Here is an 18,211-nt window from a genome sequence, read left to right as displayed (position 1 = left end):
AAATAAGAATGTTTTGACTGATGGCATTATCCTAGATTCATTAGGTGCTATTTATCAGGTGCTATTTGTTAAACAATCTCATCGATTTTGGTCACTAGCATTTGAGTTATTTTGAGATTGTCGGTCGCGATGATTTCAAATCGATAATTGGCATACTCGACCGTGTCGGTTTTCTTTGGAATTTTGCGTAACATATACATCATAAAACCACTGAGTGTCTCATAGTTTTGACTGCGGGGCAGATTAACAATATCTAAAGCACGAACCACGTCCTCAATAGGCGTCATTCCATCGATTAACCACGAGTTATCTGTCCGTTGCACAATGGGCTGCTCCTCTAGCGTCACAAGCTCACCCATGACGATACTCATCACATCTTTGAGCGTGATAACACCCACGACTAGTCCATACTCATTGACGATAACGGCAAAGTCAGCGCCAGTAGATTTGAACATCTCCAACACTTCAAATAAAGACAAAGTATCGGGCACAAAGAGGGCAGGCATTAATAGCTCTTTGCTCGTTAAGCTGACTTCTTGTCGGTTAAGCACTAACGCGAGAAAGCTGCGTGATTCTACATAGCCCACAATGTGTTCTAAATCATCGTCATGACAAACCAAGAATTTGTTGTGCGGTTGATCGATCATCACTTCGACCACTTTTTCAGTACTTGTCTTGGTATCAAAATAAACGATGTTTTCGCGCGGGTTCATCACTGAAGTTACCGTGCGTTCTTGCATATCAAAGATGTTTTCTATCAGATGGTGTTCCTGCTTTTTGAGTACCCCAGCTTCAGCACCAGCATCCATCACGGCATAAATATCTTCTGGCGTCATATCGTCTTGGCGTGTGGTGGAGATACCTAGTACTTCAAAGAGCACATTGGCTGCACCATCAAATATCCAAATCACTGGTTTCAAAACAAAAATCAAAAGCATCATTGGTCGTACGAGTCGCACGGCTATATTCTCTGTGTTTGACATTGCCAATCGTCTGGGCATTAAGTCGGCGAGCAGAGAAAACAAGCTAGTAATCAGTACAAAGGATATAACGGATGACACTGCTTCATTGTTCACCAAAACCCGCAAGTAAGGACTGATGGCTGACTCACCTACTGCACCAGCTGAAATCGCGACAGCGTTCAAAACGACTTGTACAACAGTGATGAAGCTGCCGGGATTCTCTTGCATTTTAAGGACGTCAAATGCGCGAACATCCCCTTCTTTTGCCATGATTTGTAGCTTAATTTTGCGACCAGCTGCGATAGCAATCTCAGCAGCAGAGACAAAGGCACTGAGAGCCAGTAGTAAAATAAGAAAGACACTAGCAGTTAGCAAACTCATGAGATACTCGGTAAAAAGGATAAGGATTAACAAGAAAGGTAATTGGTTGAATGTAAAAAATAAGCGGTTAGGATTAAAAGGTAGGTGTTATGGATAGAAACTCGGTTTATAGAACCTAAAAAAGCTGGGCAAGCACCCAGCTAGTCATAAAGTAAATTAGTTTTTGGCAAAACATGGGGCTGTCAGCGCCGCCTAAACCTCTAGGTAATAGAAGTCAGGTAAATAGAGACGCTGAATGTTGATTAACCTTATGTTATTTAACCTTTGATTGACCATTTATTTACTAGAGGATAACGGCGTTCGCGTCCAAAAGCTTTGTGGCTAATTTTAGTGCCAATCGGTGATTGCAGACGCTTGTACTCGCTATTGTCTACCATTTGAATGACTTTTGCGACCATCTCAGCATCAAAACCTTTATCGATAATATCTTGATAGCCCATGTCTTCATCGATATATGACATAAGAATGCCATCTAAAATATCGTAGTCAGGCAAGCTATCTTGATCTTTTTGATCTGGACGCAACTCGGCAGATGGTGGACGAGTAATAACACGCTCAGGAATGACTGGGGTATCTTCTAAACGATTGCGATAACTGGCCAGTTTATAAACCTGTGACTTGTAAACATCTTTTAGTACATCGAAGCCGCCTGCCATATCACCGTATAACGTCGAGTAGCCAACTGCCAACTCAGACTTGTTACCAGTGGTGATGACTAAGTGACCAAATTTATTAGACAATGCCATCAGAACCACACCACGCGCACGTGCTTGGATGTTTTCTTCAGTCGTATCTGCCGGTGACTTGTTAAATAGAGGCGCTAGGGTATGACGGATACCTTCGACAGCATCAAAGATAGGACAAACGGTATAAGACACATTTAAACGACGTGCCTGTGCTTGTGCATCTTCTAAGCTGATTTGCGATGTATACTCGTAAGGCATCATTACTGCATATACCTTGTCAGCGCCCAAAGCGTCAACGGCGATACATAGCGTCAATGCCGAATCAATACCACCTGATAGACCAACGATAATGCCAGAAAATCCTGAGTGGTTCACATAGTCACGTAAGCCGACGACCAATGCTTGGTACATTTCAGACTCACGGCTCAAGGTCAAAGGTGCTTTGACTTGGCTATCAAACTTAGCAGTCTTGACGTCTAAAGTAGCTAGCAGTAACTGATTCATAAAGCGCGGTGCTTCGTGTGCAACACTACCATCAGCTTGTACGGCCATAGAACCACCGTCAAATACTAAATCGTCTTGACCACCAACGGCATTGACATAAACGATAGGTAAGTTGTTTTCACGGCTGCGTTTGGCAAGCATGGTTTTACGGTTTTCTTGTTTTTCGATTTCGAAAGGTGAAGCATTTAAGCTAACAACCAGATCGGCTCCTTGTTTTTTAAGCTCAGCAATCGGGCCTTTTTCCCATAAGTCTTCACAAATGAGTAGGCCAATGGTGATGCCTTTATAATCAAACAAGACTTGATTGCGACCTTTATCAAAGTAACGACGCTCATCAAAAACGCCATAATTTGGCAAGATTTGCTTATGATAAAAGCCTTTTTGATGGCCATTATGTAGGATAGCAGCAGAGTTAAACGTGCCATGATGATCGACATGTGGATAGCCGACAATCATCACGATATCGTTGATATCACTTAAGCTAGATAAGGCGCTTTTGACACGGCCCGATAAGCTTGGGCGTAGTAATAAATCTTGTGGAGGATAGCCAAGTAGTGCTAGCTCTGGGAAGATAATGACATCCGCACCTTGCTCGCGTGCTTCTAATGCTAATGTACGCATTTTTTCGGCATTGGCAGTGATATCACCAACCAAAAAATGTGATTGGGCCAAAGCAAAAGTAACGGTATCTTGTGTTTTCTTAGTCTTGTTGGCCTCGGTTGAGGGGGTTATATTGGGATTATCAGTGTCTTTTGACATTTTTATTGTTCCTATCGATATATTATTTAAAATTTGATGGGTCAGTATTGATTTAAAATAAAATCAAAGTAAGTCCGAAATTAACTAAAAATAGCACTTTTTCATATCGAGTTCTAATATTGAACCTATATGATGAGCTTAAATTACGTGTAGGCTTTTATATGACGTTGGCAAAATACAGTGCTGACGAACGCTTACGCATAATATCCAAAATTATGACGCCGCTCTAAAGGTTAGATCTTATGATAGTCTATAGAAAGGCGATAAAAGAGGGTTGTGGCATATAGTTTGAAAAATACTGTGTCTGTATAATGGTCAAAATAAATAAGGCCAAACAAACTTAACTATATTGAAAAGCTTAAAATAATGACTTTAGTATAACATCAATTGTCGCGACAAATAGAACGCGCCAGTGAATTACCTTTCAAGGTATTGCTTTAAAGTGTGAATGTAGAATCAGTTATTAATGTATTGTTTTTACATACTAAACCCATGTATTGGCTTCTATCTATTCGTGTCATCATCTAGTAAGCTTACGCATAGAAAGTTGTAAGTAAAGATTACAACATAGCGTTATAATAGTCATCGTATTTTGTTGCATAATAAGCGGTGATAATCGCTTTGTTTTTATCTCACTTTAGTCAAAATTATAGCCAATATCTATGTTACGGTATCCTATGATCTAACGCTCTCAAATTAGATTTTTACCCATATGTTTATGTTGGTGATTGACAACCCTCGCTAATGGATGCAATTTATGGACACGGTCTGTAAACTGCGGTTCATCTCACATTTATAAACTCGTCAGCAGAATCATAATAGGTCTTTGCTGTGTGTACTTGGTTTATACGCTATGATTGAAAATTGGACAAAAGAGTTTATTATTCAGCGTTTACTGGCCATTACCTTATTGGTCGTGCTGTTTGTACTGTGTTTTCAGGTGATACAGTTTTTTATCGTGCCAGCACTGTGGGCAGCGATTTTAGCGTATGTGACTTTTCCTGTTTATAACTTTTTTTATGAAAAAGTAAAGCTGAGCCCTAATGTCAGCGCTGCCATCATGACGATGAGCATCTCGTTAATGATAGGTGTACCACTTGTCATTGGGGTGTTTATCCTACAGCAAGAGGCGCTCAGTTTAATCAGTAATTTGATCTATCGTATAAAAGTCGGCTATTTAGATGTGCCAGACTCTGTTAAAGATTTACCTATCGTCGGTCAGCAAGTCAAAGATGTACTGTGGAGAATCAATAAAAACCCTGAAGGGACGTTAGAGACGTTTCGCCTTTGGGTACAGTCACATTTATATTATGGCAAAGTCGCCTTTGATGTGGTGTTTAGTGGTCTTGCCAAGTTGGGTATGGCACTGATGACGTTGTTTTTCTTTTATCGTGATGGTACCAGCTTGGTTCGCCAGATCCGTCAAGCACTGCGTAATATCATTGGCAATCGTATTGATGGTTATATTGACTCTGTGGGCACGACCACGCGTGCAGTGGTTTATGGTATTGGTTTGACGGCATTGGCACAGGCACTGCTTGCAGGTGTCGGTTATTACTTCGCCAGTGCGCCAAGTCCGATTTTATTGACTATTATAACCTTTATTATCGCATTGATTCCGTTTGGCACACCATTCGCTTGGGGCGCTGTCTCTATTTGGTTAATGAGTCAAGGTCATACGACAGAAGGTATTGGCTTGGCACTATGGGGTGTATTGGTTATCAGCTGGGTTGATAACTTAATCCGTCCTATTGTGATTAGTGGTGCGACCAAAATTCCTTTTATTATTATTTTCATTGGTGTGCTAGGTGGTTTGACGGCTTTCGGTTTTGTTGGTCTGTTTATTGGGCCTGTGGTATTAGCCATAGGACTTGCCGTTTGGCGTGAATGGATATCGCAGCATAAAAATGAGATATTTTCGCCACAAGAGATAGAACTGTCTGATGACGACGCATTGCCACCAGTGAATGAGTCGCAATAAATAACAGCGATTCTACTACTAGAACCACTATTATTTGACTATGTTATAAAAACGATGAAGGGTAGGGTGAATACTATTAATCATATTACTATTTTAGCTGATAGCAATATCGCCAGTTTGGACAAGTTTTTTAACGCCTCTACACTTGGTCAGGCATCGGAGCAGGCTGTAGATATCATCACCGTTGCTGGACGAGATATCAACGCGTCATTACTTGCAGAACTGCAACCTGATATCCTGTTGATACGTTCTGTGACGCAAGTGAATGAGGCATTGTTGGCGAATAACGACAGTGTTCAGTTTGTGGGTTCTGCAACCATCGGTACGGATCATGTCGATCAAGATTATTTAATGCAGCGCCATATCACTTTTGCCAATGCCGCTGGCTGTAGCAAGCATTCGGTCGCGCAGTATGTACTGACAGCCGCATTGACGTTGCGTCCGCAGTATTGGCAGCAATCCATCACTCTCGGTATAATTGGTCTGGGTAATATTGGTAGTACGCTTGTGCAGTATGCCAATGATTTGGGCTGGCAAGTATTAGGCTATGATCCATTATTACCAAAATCGAAGCTCAATAACGCCAGTTTAGAGCAGGTACTTAGCCAAAGCGATGTGGTCAGTCTGCATGTACCTTTGACCGATAAGAAGAGTGAGGCGAATCCTAGAGGCAGTAATTATCCAACGCGTCATCTCATTGATGCAGAGGCGTTGGCCATGATGCCTGCGGATACGATGCTGATTAATAGCGCGCGTGGGCCTGTGATTGAGGCAGATGCGCTGGTAGCAGATATTGAGCGTACTGGGCGACAAGTGGTGCTTGATGTGTTTGAGCACGAGCCTCAGATTGCTGAGCGATTATTATCCAAGCTTGCCTTCGCCACTCCGCATATCGCTGGCTACACGGTAGAAGGTAAGCTGCGTGGCACACAAATCATTTATGATGCGCTATGTGAGAAACTGGCCGTTCTACCTACCCAAACGATGCACGCGCTATTACCGCTTAATTTATTTCTATGGTCTGAATTAAAAGCACATCCAGACAGACTGATAAAGTTTTATGATATTCAGCAAGATGATGCCTCATTGAGAAGTAAAGAAATTGATGGGCAGATAGATGGTGCTGACTTTGATGGTTTGAGACGCGATTATCATTTACGTCGTGAATGGCAGTTTTAAAAAATCTAAACACCCAATTACCAAACCGATTATTTATCAATCGCAGTAGATCACAAATGACTCAAGCAAATAACATTTCTTCGCAGCCTATTACTTCTAAATCTATTAGCTCTACGCCTAGCTATGCACCGACCATGACATTGGCGATGGCGCAGCAGCGTGCGCAGTTTCTGAGTAATATCCGTCAGTTTTTTGCCAAGCGACAAGTATTAGAGGTGCAGACACCGCTACTGTCGCAAGCGGGTAATACCGATACTTTTTTGCAGTCAGTCGCTGCGCAGGTCACTTATAAAGACAAACCCCAAACCTATTATTTGCATACGTCACCTGAATTCGCGATGAAGCGTTTATTGGCCAGTTGGCAAGTACCTATTTATCAGATTTGTCCTGTTTTTCGAGACAATGAAATAGGGGTACGGCACAATATCGAATTTACGATGCTCGAATGGTATCAGCCAGATTATAGCTTGGATGATATGGCGACTGAACTGGGTGAGCTATTAGAAGCGCTTTATGGCAATGCAGTCGTAATGAGCCATTACCGTTATGTTGATGCCTTTATGGATTTTGTTGGTATTCATCCGTTAACTGCTAGCCTCGCCACACTACAGGCAGTAGCAGAAGATAAAGGCTTAACAGGTTTTGACTTTAATAGTGAGTTGAGCAGTGAAGTAAATACGGAAGAAGACCGTCGCCAGAGCTGGTTAGATTTGTTATTTAGTCATGCGGTTGAGCCAAATTTAGGCCATGATCTACCAACATTAATTATAGACTATCCGCCAGCGACCGCCGCATTGGCCAAAACAGCTTTGGACAAAGACGGTAATAAAATTGCCAAACGTTTTGAGCTATATATTAATGGTATCGAGATTGCCAATGCTTATGATGAGTTGGCAGATGGGCAAGCGTTAAAAGAGCGTTTTGAGCAAGACAACCAATTGCGTCAGCGTCATAACCTGCCACAAATGCCAATCGATGAGCATTTACTAGCGGCGTCTGATGATTTGGTACCCAGTAGCGGTATCGCCGTTGGTATAGACAGACTGTTAATGGTCATTACAGGAGCTAGTAGCCTAGAGGAAGTGATTCCGTTTCCAAGCGGTTTGGCATAGTTTTTCTACAGAAAGTAACTATTATTGCTCACCTAATAATCTACTCTCAAATGACAGCCATAAAAAAGCGAGTAAACCTTTCGGTTTACTCGCTTTTCTGCTTCAATGATTATAACTTTGCGATAGCTTCATCAATGGCAGTCTCACCATTTTGCATGCTAAAGACGGTCTTGATAGTATTGTCTGCCTTTAATACAGCGGCCAAAGTAGTGGCGACATCTTCAATCGAATTTTCGCCTGAGCTGTCATTATTGACAGTAATTTTGCCCGTGGCTTCACGCTCTTTTAGTGCGCCTGCCTGTACGATAGTATAATCCAAAGTGCTGTTGTTGATTAACCATTGGTCAGCATAATGTTTACAGATATAGTATTCTTTTAAGTCGGCAATTTTATCCCATTTACTGGTGTCTAACGAGAATACCGTGCTGAGCATGATATAGCGTTTGATGCCTTTGTCTTGCGTCGCTTGGATGGTCTTAACTGCACCATGTAAGTCTACTTCTAAGACATCTTTGCCACCTGAGCCTGCAACAAAATAAACGGCATCAATATCTTGATCGATTTGCTTTTGAATCGCGTCTTTTTCAGCCGTAATATCTAAGTCCAACTGGCTATAATTGTCATCCTTAAATAGCTTTTCTTCCTGACGGGTAGTACCAATCACTTGATGGTCGTCAGCCAATAACTGCTTAACCAAATCAGTACCTACTCGACCACTTGCGCCAATTACTAAAATTTTCATCGTCATTCCTATTTTTATTTGCGTTATCTTTATTTAAAAACTGAACATAGCGTAACAAGAATAGGCGGCACGCTTCGTTATGAAGCGTGCCGTTTGCATAGAGTTTGGTTATATAGTGTATAGGGTTTGCAAGGAGAGAGACAAAATAAGTATCGCTAGTAACGGACGTTAGCATGGTAAAAGACCAGATGAAGAATGTCTGGCGAATGTTAGAAATTAACGCACCAATTTATTTAATCCATCGGCAAACGCTTTTTTATCGCGGTCACCGTAAGGCTTCTGTCCGCTCATCTCTTGTAGCTCCAAGATGCCAGTGCCACGCATGGTATCCATAAAATCACGCATATTGAGCTTTTGCTTAATATTATTTTTATCATAGATCACACCGCGAGTGGTCAAAACCATGCCACCTTTGTCCAAAATATCATTGGCTAACGGTATGTCGCTAGTAATGGCCAGATCGCCTGGCTGTATTTGCTCAACGATATAATCATCGGCCTTATCAAACCCTGACGGCACCACTGTCATAGTGAGCAGTGGTGACTTGCGCAGTTTAATCGACTGATTGGCGACGAATATCGCCATGGTTTGTGTGCGTTCAGCCGTTTTGATAATCAAGTCTTTGGCTATCAATGGTACTGAATCCGCATCCACCCAAATCTGCATTATTTCTTAGCCTTTTCTGTTTTCGACTTAGCGTTGATAGCTTTATCTGACGGGCCGTCTTCAATAGCCAATACTTTACTTTCTACAGTATTGTTAGAGTCAGTCTTGGTTAGACTATCTTCCACTTTTGGCTGGCTATCAATTGGAGAAGGTTTTTTCTCAAGTCCCATTTTATTGGGTAGAGTCGCGACGAGCTTGGCTAAAGCGGGCTCTAAATCGGCCACATCGTTCGGCATCAGAGTAATATGCGCAATCTTACGATCGTCACGTTCTTCTTTGTGGTAGCTATGATAGTGCGCACCATCGATATTTAGCACGGCGCTGATATCAGGATATTGTCCCAAGATATTGAGCATAATCGCTGGGTGTACATTATCCGTATCACCTAGTGGTAGATTGACGACTGCGCGAATATGGTTTTCAAACTGACTGGTAATAGCACCTTCAATACTCCAGTGCCCAGAGTTGTGTACGCGTGGCGCAATTTCGTTAGCAAGCAATGCGTCATTACCGCGTTCGTCTTTGGTCACAAATAACTCAAGCGCCATGACACCAACATAGTCTAAATGGTTCATGACGGTGGTAATAGCATCGGTTGCTTGCTTGAGCAAATGGCTAGTTCCAACGGCAGGGGCTTGGGTTTTGGCTAAAATACCATGGTGATGATGGTTTTCGACCAAGTCATAGCAACGAACCTGACCGTTTTGTGTACGTGCCGCAATCATAGACACTTCACGGCTAAAGTTAATAAAGCCTTCGGCAATTAATGGTGCTGGCGTCGGCGTAAGTGAGCCTTTTCCAGTGACTGCGTCTTTGAGTTCTTGCCAAGCGGCTTTAATATAGCTGTCTTGTTTGATGACGAATTGACCTTTACCATCATAACCGCCGCGGCTGGTTTTTAGGACGATAGGCAATCCTAACTCATCACAAGCTTGCTTCAACTCAGCTTCAGAATTGACAGCCATAAAGGGTACGGTGGCAATATCAAGCGAGTTAAACATCTGCTTTTCTTTTAAGCGATCTTGAGCGATATCTAGCGCAATTAATGGTGGAAACATGCCTTGCTTGCTGCCAGACTTCGATAATGCAGTAAGTTGTTCGACAGTCGCCGTCGGCGTGTTTTCAAACTCAAGAGTAAAAACATCAGCGGCTTCGATAAATGCTTCTAATTGTTCGCTATGAAAGACGCGACCATAGAGGCTAGCAGGGCAGTCGGCACTGTCTTCTAAAAACACACATTGGTAGCCTAGTGGCATGGCTGCTTCGGCAAGCATCATACCAAGCTGACCACCGCCTAAAATACCGATGGTACGAATGGTTTGGGTAACAGGATAAGCGTTTGCTGTAGTCATGGCAGGCTCTTTGAGTAAAAGTGAATAAGGTTTTTTGTATATTAAAATCTAAAAAATCAATGGGTGAAAATAGGAAAAGGTGCACTGTATGCACCTTATATCTAATTGGACTTGCTTAAAAATACAGTGTGATAGCTTTTATTTTTGGGCTACCAATCTTAAAGACTCTGCTATAAAAGCCGGCCAGTCTATGTGTACCTAGGCGTTGATAATACCTGGCGTTGGGCTGGCAAGAATAGTCTCAGTCTGAGACTGTCGCATCTGATCTAGCTTAGTAGCAATCGTGTCATCATGCAAGGCCAAGACTTGAATCGCAAGCAGAGCAGCATTGTAAGCACCTGCTGAGCCAATCGCCAATGTGCCAACGGCGACACCTTTAGGCATTTGTACGATAGACAGTAGGCTATCCCAACCGCTAAGCATAGATGATTTTACAGGAACACCAAAGACAGGGAGTGGTGTTTGGCTAGCACACATACCAGGCAGATGCGCCGCCCCGCCTGCACCTGCGATGATAACTTGTAGGCCGTTACCTTTCGCATTTTTGGCATAATCAAATAATCTATCAGGCGTACGATGTGCTGAGACCACTTCGCATTCAAAAGCGATATCGAAATCTGCTAGTAATTGTGCAGCGGCGCTCATGGTTGCCCAATCAGACTGTGAGCCCATGATGATGCCAACTTTAGGTTGACCAGCAGGAGAGGTGATAGGTCCGTTTTGCTCAACAGTAGTAACAGTGGCCGATGTGGTGCTCATGCGTTGATATCCTCAAAAAGACCATCATACAAAAATTTAGCCGCCTTCGTAAAGCCAAGTTTACGGTTTAATACGATAGATGCATAAATATCGCTAATATTACAGGTTTATATGGATATTTTCATCATGGCGATATTGTATGAAGTTGCTGGATCGTAATGGTAACGGCTGCTCGGTATCGAGCTGATAGCAGGTAAGGTAACCACTGTCTACTGCCGCTGAATAGTCGGTACAAGCGACCTGATTGCTCAGTGGCTCGGGCATGCCAGTGAGCCAATAATGACCAACAAATACAGGTTTGTGCGTCTTTAATGCAAAATCGATGTTTTCGGCCATTGCATCTTTCGGTATCTGAGCCATTGCTGATGAAGGCGCACGTGAAATCTCATGCAGTGTGCGCGACTCTAATTCATCAAGCCACCAACGTACCCGTACGCGTGAGCGTTCAGTACCTTCTTTATCGACCATGACCAGACCGTCAGGCAGTGGTGTTTCTACACCTTTTAATACCCGTTCTAAGGCGTCGAACTGTGTGGTATCTTCTTTGGCAGTGGTTATTAAGCCGTATGGCGTTAAACAGTTAGTATCTGTTAATAAAGGTTTTAGCACTGCCATGCTATCGACATCCCAGCAGGCATGCACAAAACAAGCGTAGTCCGTTTCAATCCATAATGGAATTTCATATAACCGCTGTAGCCAATATTGATGGCTCTGTGAGCTAAATGGTAGTTCGGCTAAAAATGCTTCATGTTGGCGTGTATGCACCTCATTGTGCGAACGCAGATATTGGGTAGGACTATCAGGATTAGGTGTGGCGAAAGCCAGCGCGTTGTATTCATGATTGCCCATCACTGCGTCAGCCACATCAGCATCTAGCATCGCAAAGACAATTTCTAATGTCGCCACCTGCTGTGAGCCACGGTCTATTAAATCACCGATAAATAACGCTCGATGGCCTGCTGGCGGTATAAAGCACTCACCATTGTGAACATACCCTAACTGTAGCAGTAGGCCAACCAATTTGTCTGCATAGCCGTGAATATCACCGATAACATCTATAATCATAATTAACTATCAAATCTTAATATAAAAAAGTCGAAGAATACGAAACTGACAAGGCTAGGATAACGACTCTCTGTAATGATTTCAGAAAGCTACTATCGTTAAGAGCTATTATTGTTAGAAGCTACTATCGTTAAAAGTTATGGTCGTTAAGAGCAGCCCTGTACCACTGCTATTTTATTATCTCTAATCCAAAAGCTGTATATCTAGAAGCTGGGAGATAATAACGCATTGATAAAGTGTGATAACACCCGTGGCTCTAGCACAATCGTCGCTATGACCCCGAAGGCGCCACCCCACATGTGTGCCATGTGATTGATATTGGAGCCACCACGTTTGTCCGCATATATACTATAAGCGACATAAGCGACTGCAAATAAGATTGCAGGGATAGGAATGACCGCAAATAGATAGATTTTTTCCCACGGTGCTAGCAAAATAAAGGCGAACAATACCGCTGATACACCACCCGAAGCACCAAGGCTTAAGTAGCTGGCATTTTTTTTATTCTTAAGGTAGCTTGGAATCATCGCAATGATAATGGCCAGTACGTAGAACACCACAAAACCATAACCGAATAAAAATGACTGATATAATCCTTCAATCGCGCGACCAAAAAAGTACAAGGTAAACATGTTGAAGAGCAGGTGCATACTATCGGCATGAATAAAACCATGCGTCACAAAACGATCCCATTGACCATTATTTACCGCTGGTGGATAAAAAATAAGTCGATTGAATAACGCTTTATTTTGCCACGCTAATAAGCTAATAATAACGGTGATTATAATGATAAGGGTCGTATGATTGAACAAAGGAAAATCCTTAGGCCGCGCCTGATGTATGACAATGTTATAAATGGCAGTATTATAAATGCTGGCAGTGTTCAAAGCCTAAGTGTTACGGCTGAGTAAAAACCTACATATGACCAATAATTAATGATTAAATGTCGAATATTAATAATGAAGTCATACTAACAGTAGTTATGATGATACGAAAACTTATTGTGTGACAAAACAATGCATTTTCAGGCTGTTATAGTGAATAATATAACAATGTATCAGGCAGAATAAGTAATGCTTCGTATAATGACAGTAACTAGTGCTAATAGTAATGATGATTGATAGTAAGTAGAGCTGATGGCAGCAGTCTCATCAATGATAGAAATATGCTAAGAATACGTCATTAGTAGACAAAATTAAAATTAAAACCAACACTCAATTCTTTTACACGTATAAAGCGAAGGCCGAAAGAGGCAATAATCTATGAGTATTATCGACCAGTTAGAAAAAACCGTTACCCCAGCTGTATTAGGTCAGAGTGATAGCAAAGATAGCGTGGCGCATGTCAGTCTACTTGAGCAGTTTTATGCCATTTTAGCCGCACGCCTAGCATTGCCTCAGGTTTACTCGCAACTACTTCGCACCGATCAATTGCTGGCGACCAACAATGGCACAGAAACGACATTGTTTAAGCAGCTATGGCAAGATAATGAAATGCAGCAGACTATCATCCAAGAGCTTGCCGCTACCCATCATATTGATGAATCAATGACAGCAGAGTTACTTATCAATTCATCACCACTCGCTTATCGTGAGCTAAAAATATTGGCCAATGGACAGTTTTTGCCAGCATTTTTGCAGGGTGAGCAGGCGGCGCTACGTCAGTACTTACCGATATGGTCAGCACCTATTATTGCCGCCAATTCAAGTCTGAACAATGAGTCAGGTTCAAAAACCATAGCGGAAATAAGTCCTGTATTAGAGACTGATAACGTTTTAGGTAAACTTGATAAGCCCAATGTAGAGACAAGCGCAATCAGTGCAATGACAGCAGCTGATATAGATAGCGCTGAGACAGAAAAAGAAAGCGATGACCTGAGTCCCAACTTGGATACCATTCATGTCAACCCATCAGCACATCATCTGGCAGAAAACAGTAGCATCAAGCGAGCAAAAGTACGCACCCGTAATCAACGTAATGATTTATTGGTAAAGGTGTTTTTATTAGTCCTCGCGATTGCTGCTATGGCACTGGCCGCTTGGGCGCTACTAATCAAGCCAAACAACGTACCACCTGTGGAGCCAATTGCGACAGTACCTGCTGTCGTTGCGCCTACGCCACCTGTAGAGGTATTGACGCCAGTCGAGCTCATCGTGGGAATGGATAACAGCGGAGGACTCACTAGCTGTAGCGCCGTCGTGGGTGATGAAGCGCTACAGAGTGCGTTGCAACAAGCGTTCAATACCAGTTTTGGTCAGCAATCAAGCACTTGTGAGTTGACAGTGCGGGCAGGCGTCGCCAATAGTATGGCGAATCTACCGACAGAGGTGCTGCCTAATATTTTAAACATGCTTAGAGCGGTGCCATTTGCACGTCTGGAATTGCAGAATGATCGCCTCATGTTAGCAGCGCCAGATAGTACTTTATTACAACGGCTGGTCACGGACATCCGTATGTTGGCGCCAGCGATGATAGTAGATAGCAAAGAGCCACTGCCATTACCTGATAATGGCAATAATGGCAACAATGATAATGTGAACGGTATGTCAGGAATGAATGAGATGGGCGGTCAGTTTGCAAACGATGAGGCTGCTTTAAATAACCAGTATGGTAACGGTGATAGCAACGGCGGGTCTGGAGAGTTCCAAGCAGCAGATGACAACACTGGCGATCGTATGGTGCCAGCCCCTAATAATGGCATGAACAATAATGCTATGAACGAGCCTGTTAATAATACTCGCAATATTCCCAACAATGCACCGACGAATAACCGCCCATCAGGCCCTATTTCAGAATCAGAATTAGATGATTTGGCGGGTACCTCTTTTATAGCTGAGCCTGCCCAAGTCAGAAATTAGTAAGTTTGATAACAAGAGATGTTTGATTGTTTTTACTTTAGGATTAACAATTCAGATAGATAAGCAGTATGGGGTGGTGGTATGAGTTTCTCGTACCACCATTTTTTTATCTAAGGTGCTGTGTGATATAGGATATTGTGTGTGATAGGTTTATATGTGACAGTGGCGACATTACCTAACGTATCATTCGCACAACAACGTGTTGATTGTTAAAGCTGATTTAATGCTTTTATAATAATAAAAAACTGAATACAGCAATAATGACACCGACCGTTATAGCTTTTATCTATCATCAAAATCTTATCTAACAATATTTTTAAGTATTTTAAGCCTATAATCAGGTATTAATAAATAGGGAGTTATATTATGGATATTACCAGTCATTTGACCCGAACAGTAAGTCCAGCAGTATTGGATGATGATCGTAGCCCAGCTAAAAAAAATCTACTTGAGCAGTTCTACGCTATTTTTGCTGCCCGCCTAGCGGATAATGCTACCTATGACCGTTTTGCCAATGAGAGTATTACTCGTGATGATCAAGAGTTCTATGATCGTGTATGGACAGACAGCTCGCAACGTGATCAAATCGCTCGTGAGCTGGCAGGCAAACACAATGTCGATGCGACAGCCTCTCGCGGACTCATTGCTATGGCCGCGCCACTTGCTTTTCATGAAATAAAAAGCTTGGCAGGTACCACGCCTGTACCACAATTTTTACATGATAATCTAGACAGCTATCAGCACCACATTCCTACATGGGCAAGCGCTGTCTTACCAGTCAGTACCTTGGCCGCTGAGCCTGCGGTTGAAGTGCCTGTTTCTCAGACAGCGACTACAGAACCATTGCCACGTGAAGACGAGCCAAAAGACAGCTTTTTGAAAGCGCTACTACCAATTATTGGCTTGATTATTTTGGGTGCATTGGCTTGGGCATTATTACGTGGTTGCCAAGAAAATCCTGAGCCTGTCGCTACACCAGCGATGGCGCAGCAAGTCGCGGGTGTCAGCAATGTAGAGCTTGCCTCATTACGTATTGCCACTGATGAAAACAGCGAACTGTACGCTTGCCGTATGCGTGTGGGTGATGAAACGTTGCAGACCAACATGATGAATGCACTCACGGCTGCATTTGGCGATGAAGCCAATAAATGCCGTGCTGATGTCGATGATAAATTTGCGATAGATATGCCAGCCACAGCTCAGCTGACGACCATTTTGCCTATTCTCAAAAATGTTCCAAATGCGAGCATGCTGATCGAAGGCGATACTATCACCGTTAATACGTCTGATGTACTAGCACTGGACCAGCTAATCGCTGACTTAAAAGCCGCTGCTCCAGCCATGAAGGTACAAGCAGAAAGACCGTTAGACTTAAAAAATGAGATAGAGAGTAGTCTATTCGCTGCAAACAATGCTATGAAAAATCTTGGTGACAATCCCGATCCAAGTGATGTGGCTCGTGCCCTAAGTATTCAGGTCATTAATTTTACTGTAGATGACGCGACACTTCCTGAAGTTAATAAAGAGTTGCTTGACCGTGCTGCGAAAATTATTAGCGAAGCACCGGATATAAAACTGATGATTGTCGGTCATACAGATGGTCAAGCATCGGACGAATATAATAACAAGTTGTCTCTTGAGCGTGCTGAATCTGTCAAACAGTACTTAGTTTCTAAAGGTGTTGATGCCAATAAATTGACGGTGAAAGGCATGGGCGAATCAGAGCCTATCGCTGATAACTCAACTGAACAGGGTCGTTTTCACAACCGCCGTATTGAGTTTGTCGTTGACGATCAGCCCACTGGTGCAAACGATGGAATGGTTATTGGTAATGATGCGCTTGACCCAGACTTGAACCCACTGGACAGTGATAACGATGATGTATTACCTGATGGTGATGATGCAACTCAGGGTACGGTAGTAGATCCAGCCAATTAATCGATGTCATTTTGATTGAAGTACTAATAATAATAAAAAACCGCACCTTGATTAAGATGCGGTTTTTTACTTTATTAAATTTGTTATTTATAAATGATACAAGGCTATTTATAGTCAGTAGGGTCTTTTGACTCATTGGTACTATTAGGTGTTTGCCCATCAGCTTGAGGACTAAAAAAGGCCTGAGTCACATTTTGCTTGGCCTGTTGCCAATATGCAAACTGCTGGCAAGTAGATTCAAGGTCCCCTTGCCATACTGGTATCTCGCCACACATGGTTTTGATGCGATTTTGGTTGGGATAAGGGAGGTCTTGCGCTGCTTGAGCTGCTTCATGTGCAGCGACTCGATCATTACAAACCAGTGCAATGTCACACCCTGCCTCAATCGCCGCTTTTACACGTGCGCTGACATCGCCCGCTGCTTTGGCACCTGCCATGCATAGGTCGTCAGAGAACAAAACACCATCAAAATCAAGCTGATTACGAATGATGTCTTTTAGCCAAATTTTAGAAAATCCTGCTGGCTTATTATCGACTTGCGAAAAGATAACATGGGCAGGCATTAACGCATCAAGTGATGTGAGTGTTTGGGCAAAAGGCTGCATATCGCTATTCATAATCTCATCAAAACTACGTGTATCGATGGCCTCGGCCACGTGTGAATCAGGCGCAACCGCACCATGACCAGGGAAATGCTTGCCTGTGGTTGCCATACCTGCCGTTTTCATGCCGCGCATAAACTGTGTCGCTAGGGCAGTGATCGCTTGTGGCTCATTATGAAAGCTGCGATCACCAATGACTTGACTGATGCCGTCTCTATCAAGCACTGGTGCAAAACTGAGGTCAATACCCACGGCCAATACTTCTGTCGCCATCAGATAGCCACAATCATAAGCAAGGCTCAGCGCAAGGCTAGGGTCTTGGTTGAATAATTCACCAAGCTTGCCCATCGCTGGCAAAGGGGTGAAGCCATTGCGCAGACGCGCGACCCGACCGCCTTCTTGGTCGACGCCGATTAATATATCAGGGTTGTGGTAGCGTATATCATCGCACAAGGCTCGCACTTGCGCAGCATCTGCTACATTTCGAGCAAATAAAATTACTCCGCCAACTTGTGCCTGTTTGAGTAAACTAACATCTTCAGCAGTCAGTGCGGTACTATCGATATCAATCATTAAGACGCCGTACATTGCGTAATCCTTATGGTGTTATATATTGTTATATGATGGGTAGCGCTAAAAGTAGTAAGTGATGAATCAGAACTGTC

The 18,211-nt window shown here is 42.9% G+C and carries 14 protein-coding genes; 5 read left to right on the top strand and 9 right to left on the bottom strand.

The genetic code is table 11. The features are described from left to right. Positions 1-68: 68 nt before the first annotated feature. A complete protein-coding gene (gene paeA, locus DFP82_RS00745) occupies positions 69-1,343 on the bottom strand; it encodes a polyamine export protein PaeA (protein WP_110921821.1) in 1,275 nt (424 codons plus the stop codon). 257 nt (positions 1,344-1,600) lie between these two features. After that, complete coding sequence (locus DFP82_RS00740) at positions 1,601-3,292, bottom strand: NAD+ synthase (RefSeq protein WP_110921820.1); 1,692 nt, start codon at positions 3,290-3,292, stop codon at positions 1,601-1,603. Between the two features lie 853 nt (positions 3,293-4,145). Here DFP82_RS00740 and DFP82_RS00735 point away from each other — a divergent pair. The 3 genes from DFP82_RS00735 to epmA are packed head-to-tail and all read left to right on the top strand — an operon-like array spanning position 4,146 to position 7,564. Then, positions 4,146-5,273, top strand: coding sequence for an AI-2E family transporter (locus DFP82_RS00735; RefSeq protein ID WP_110921819.1), 1,128 nt, complete (start codon positions 4,146-4,148; stop codon positions 5,271-5,273). 54 nt (positions 5,274-5,327) lie between these two features. After that, on the top strand, positions 5,328-6,452 hold the full coding sequence (locus tag DFP82_RS00730) for a 4-phosphoerythronate dehydrogenase (RefSeq protein WP_425450581.1): 1,125 nt from the start codon (positions 5,328-5,330) through the stop codon (positions 6,450-6,452). A gap of 56 nt (positions 6,453-6,508) precedes the next feature. After that, positions 6,509-7,564, top strand: a complete 1,056-nt coding sequence (gene epmA / locus DFP82_RS00725) for an EF-P lysine aminoacylase EpmA (protein WP_110922202.1) — start codon at positions 6,509-6,511, stop codon at positions 7,562-7,564. Positions 7,565-7,673: 109 nt separating this feature from the next. On the opposite strand, the gene DFP82_RS00720 is transcribed toward epmA, so the two are convergent. From DFP82_RS00720 to DFP82_RS00695, 6 genes are all read right to left on the bottom strand, one after another. Then, positions 7,674-8,306 (bottom strand): NAD(P)H-binding protein, encoded by a 633-nt coding sequence (locus DFP82_RS00720; RefSeq protein ID WP_110921818.1) that lies wholly within the window; start codon positions 8,304-8,306, stop codon positions 7,674-7,676. Between the two features lie 216 nt (positions 8,307-8,522). Then, positions 8,523-8,972 carry a YaiI/YqxD family protein gene (locus DFP82_RS00715; protein WP_110921817.1) on the bottom strand — a complete coding sequence of 150 codons (450 nt, stop codon included), beginning with the start codon at positions 8,970-8,972 and terminating at the stop codon, positions 8,523-8,525. Beyond that, complete coding sequence (locus tag DFP82_RS00710) at positions 8,972-10,324, bottom strand: 5-(carboxyamino)imidazole ribonucleotide synthase (protein ID WP_110921816.1); 1,353 nt, start codon at positions 10,322-10,324, stop codon at positions 8,972-8,974. The genes DFP82_RS00715 and DFP82_RS00710 overlap by 1 nt, the downstream gene beginning before the upstream one ends. A 198-nt stretch (positions 10,325-10,522) precedes the next feature. Next, positions 10,523-11,083: a 5-(carboxyamino)imidazole ribonucleotide mutase gene (gene purE / locus DFP82_RS00705; protein WP_110921815.1), complete on the bottom strand. Its 561-nt coding sequence runs from the start codon at positions 11,081-11,083 to the stop codon at positions 10,523-10,525. Positions 11,084-11,182: 99 nt separating this feature from the next. Then, positions 11,183-12,148: a metallophosphoesterase gene (locus DFP82_RS00700; RefSeq protein WP_110921814.1), complete on the bottom strand. Its 966-nt coding sequence runs from the start codon at positions 12,146-12,148 to the stop codon at positions 11,183-11,185. A gap of 203 nt (positions 12,149-12,351) precedes the next feature. Next, the gene (locus tag DFP82_RS00695) at positions 12,352-12,960 is read right to left on the bottom strand and encodes a rhomboid family intramembrane serine protease (RefSeq protein ID WP_110921813.1); all 609 of its coding nucleotides are present in this window, start codon (positions 12,958-12,960) and stop codon (positions 12,352-12,354) included. A 450-nt stretch (positions 12,961-13,410) separates the two neighbouring features. Between DFP82_RS00695 and DFP82_RS00690 the strand changes: the two genes are divergently transcribed. Both DFP82_RS00690 and DFP82_RS00685 read left to right on the top strand, forming a co-directional pair. Next, positions 13,411-15,006 (top strand): hypothetical protein, encoded by a 1,596-nt coding sequence (locus tag DFP82_RS00690; protein ID WP_110921812.1) that lies wholly within the window; start codon positions 13,411-13,413, stop codon positions 15,004-15,006. A gap of 366 nt (positions 15,007-15,372) precedes the next feature. After that, positions 15,373-16,944, top strand: coding sequence for an OmpA family protein (locus DFP82_RS00685; protein WP_110921811.1), 1,572 nt, complete (start codon positions 15,373-15,375; stop codon positions 16,942-16,944). A 104-nt stretch (positions 16,945-17,048) separates the two neighbouring features. On the opposite strand, the gene nagZ is transcribed toward DFP82_RS00685, so the two are convergent. Beyond that, a complete protein-coding gene (gene nagZ, locus DFP82_RS00680; RefSeq protein WP_110921810.1) occupies positions 17,049-18,134 on the bottom strand; it encodes a beta-N-acetylhexosaminidase in 1,086 nt (361 codons plus the stop codon). Positions 18,135-18,211 lie beyond the last annotated feature (77 nt).

Source organism: Psychrobacter fozii (assembly GCF_003217155.1).
In the GTDB taxonomy this organism is placed as follows: domain Bacteria; phylum Pseudomonadota; class Gammaproteobacteria; order Pseudomonadales; family Moraxellaceae; genus Psychrobacter; species Psychrobacter fozii.
This window is presented reverse-complemented; position numbering and strand designations above follow the sequence as displayed.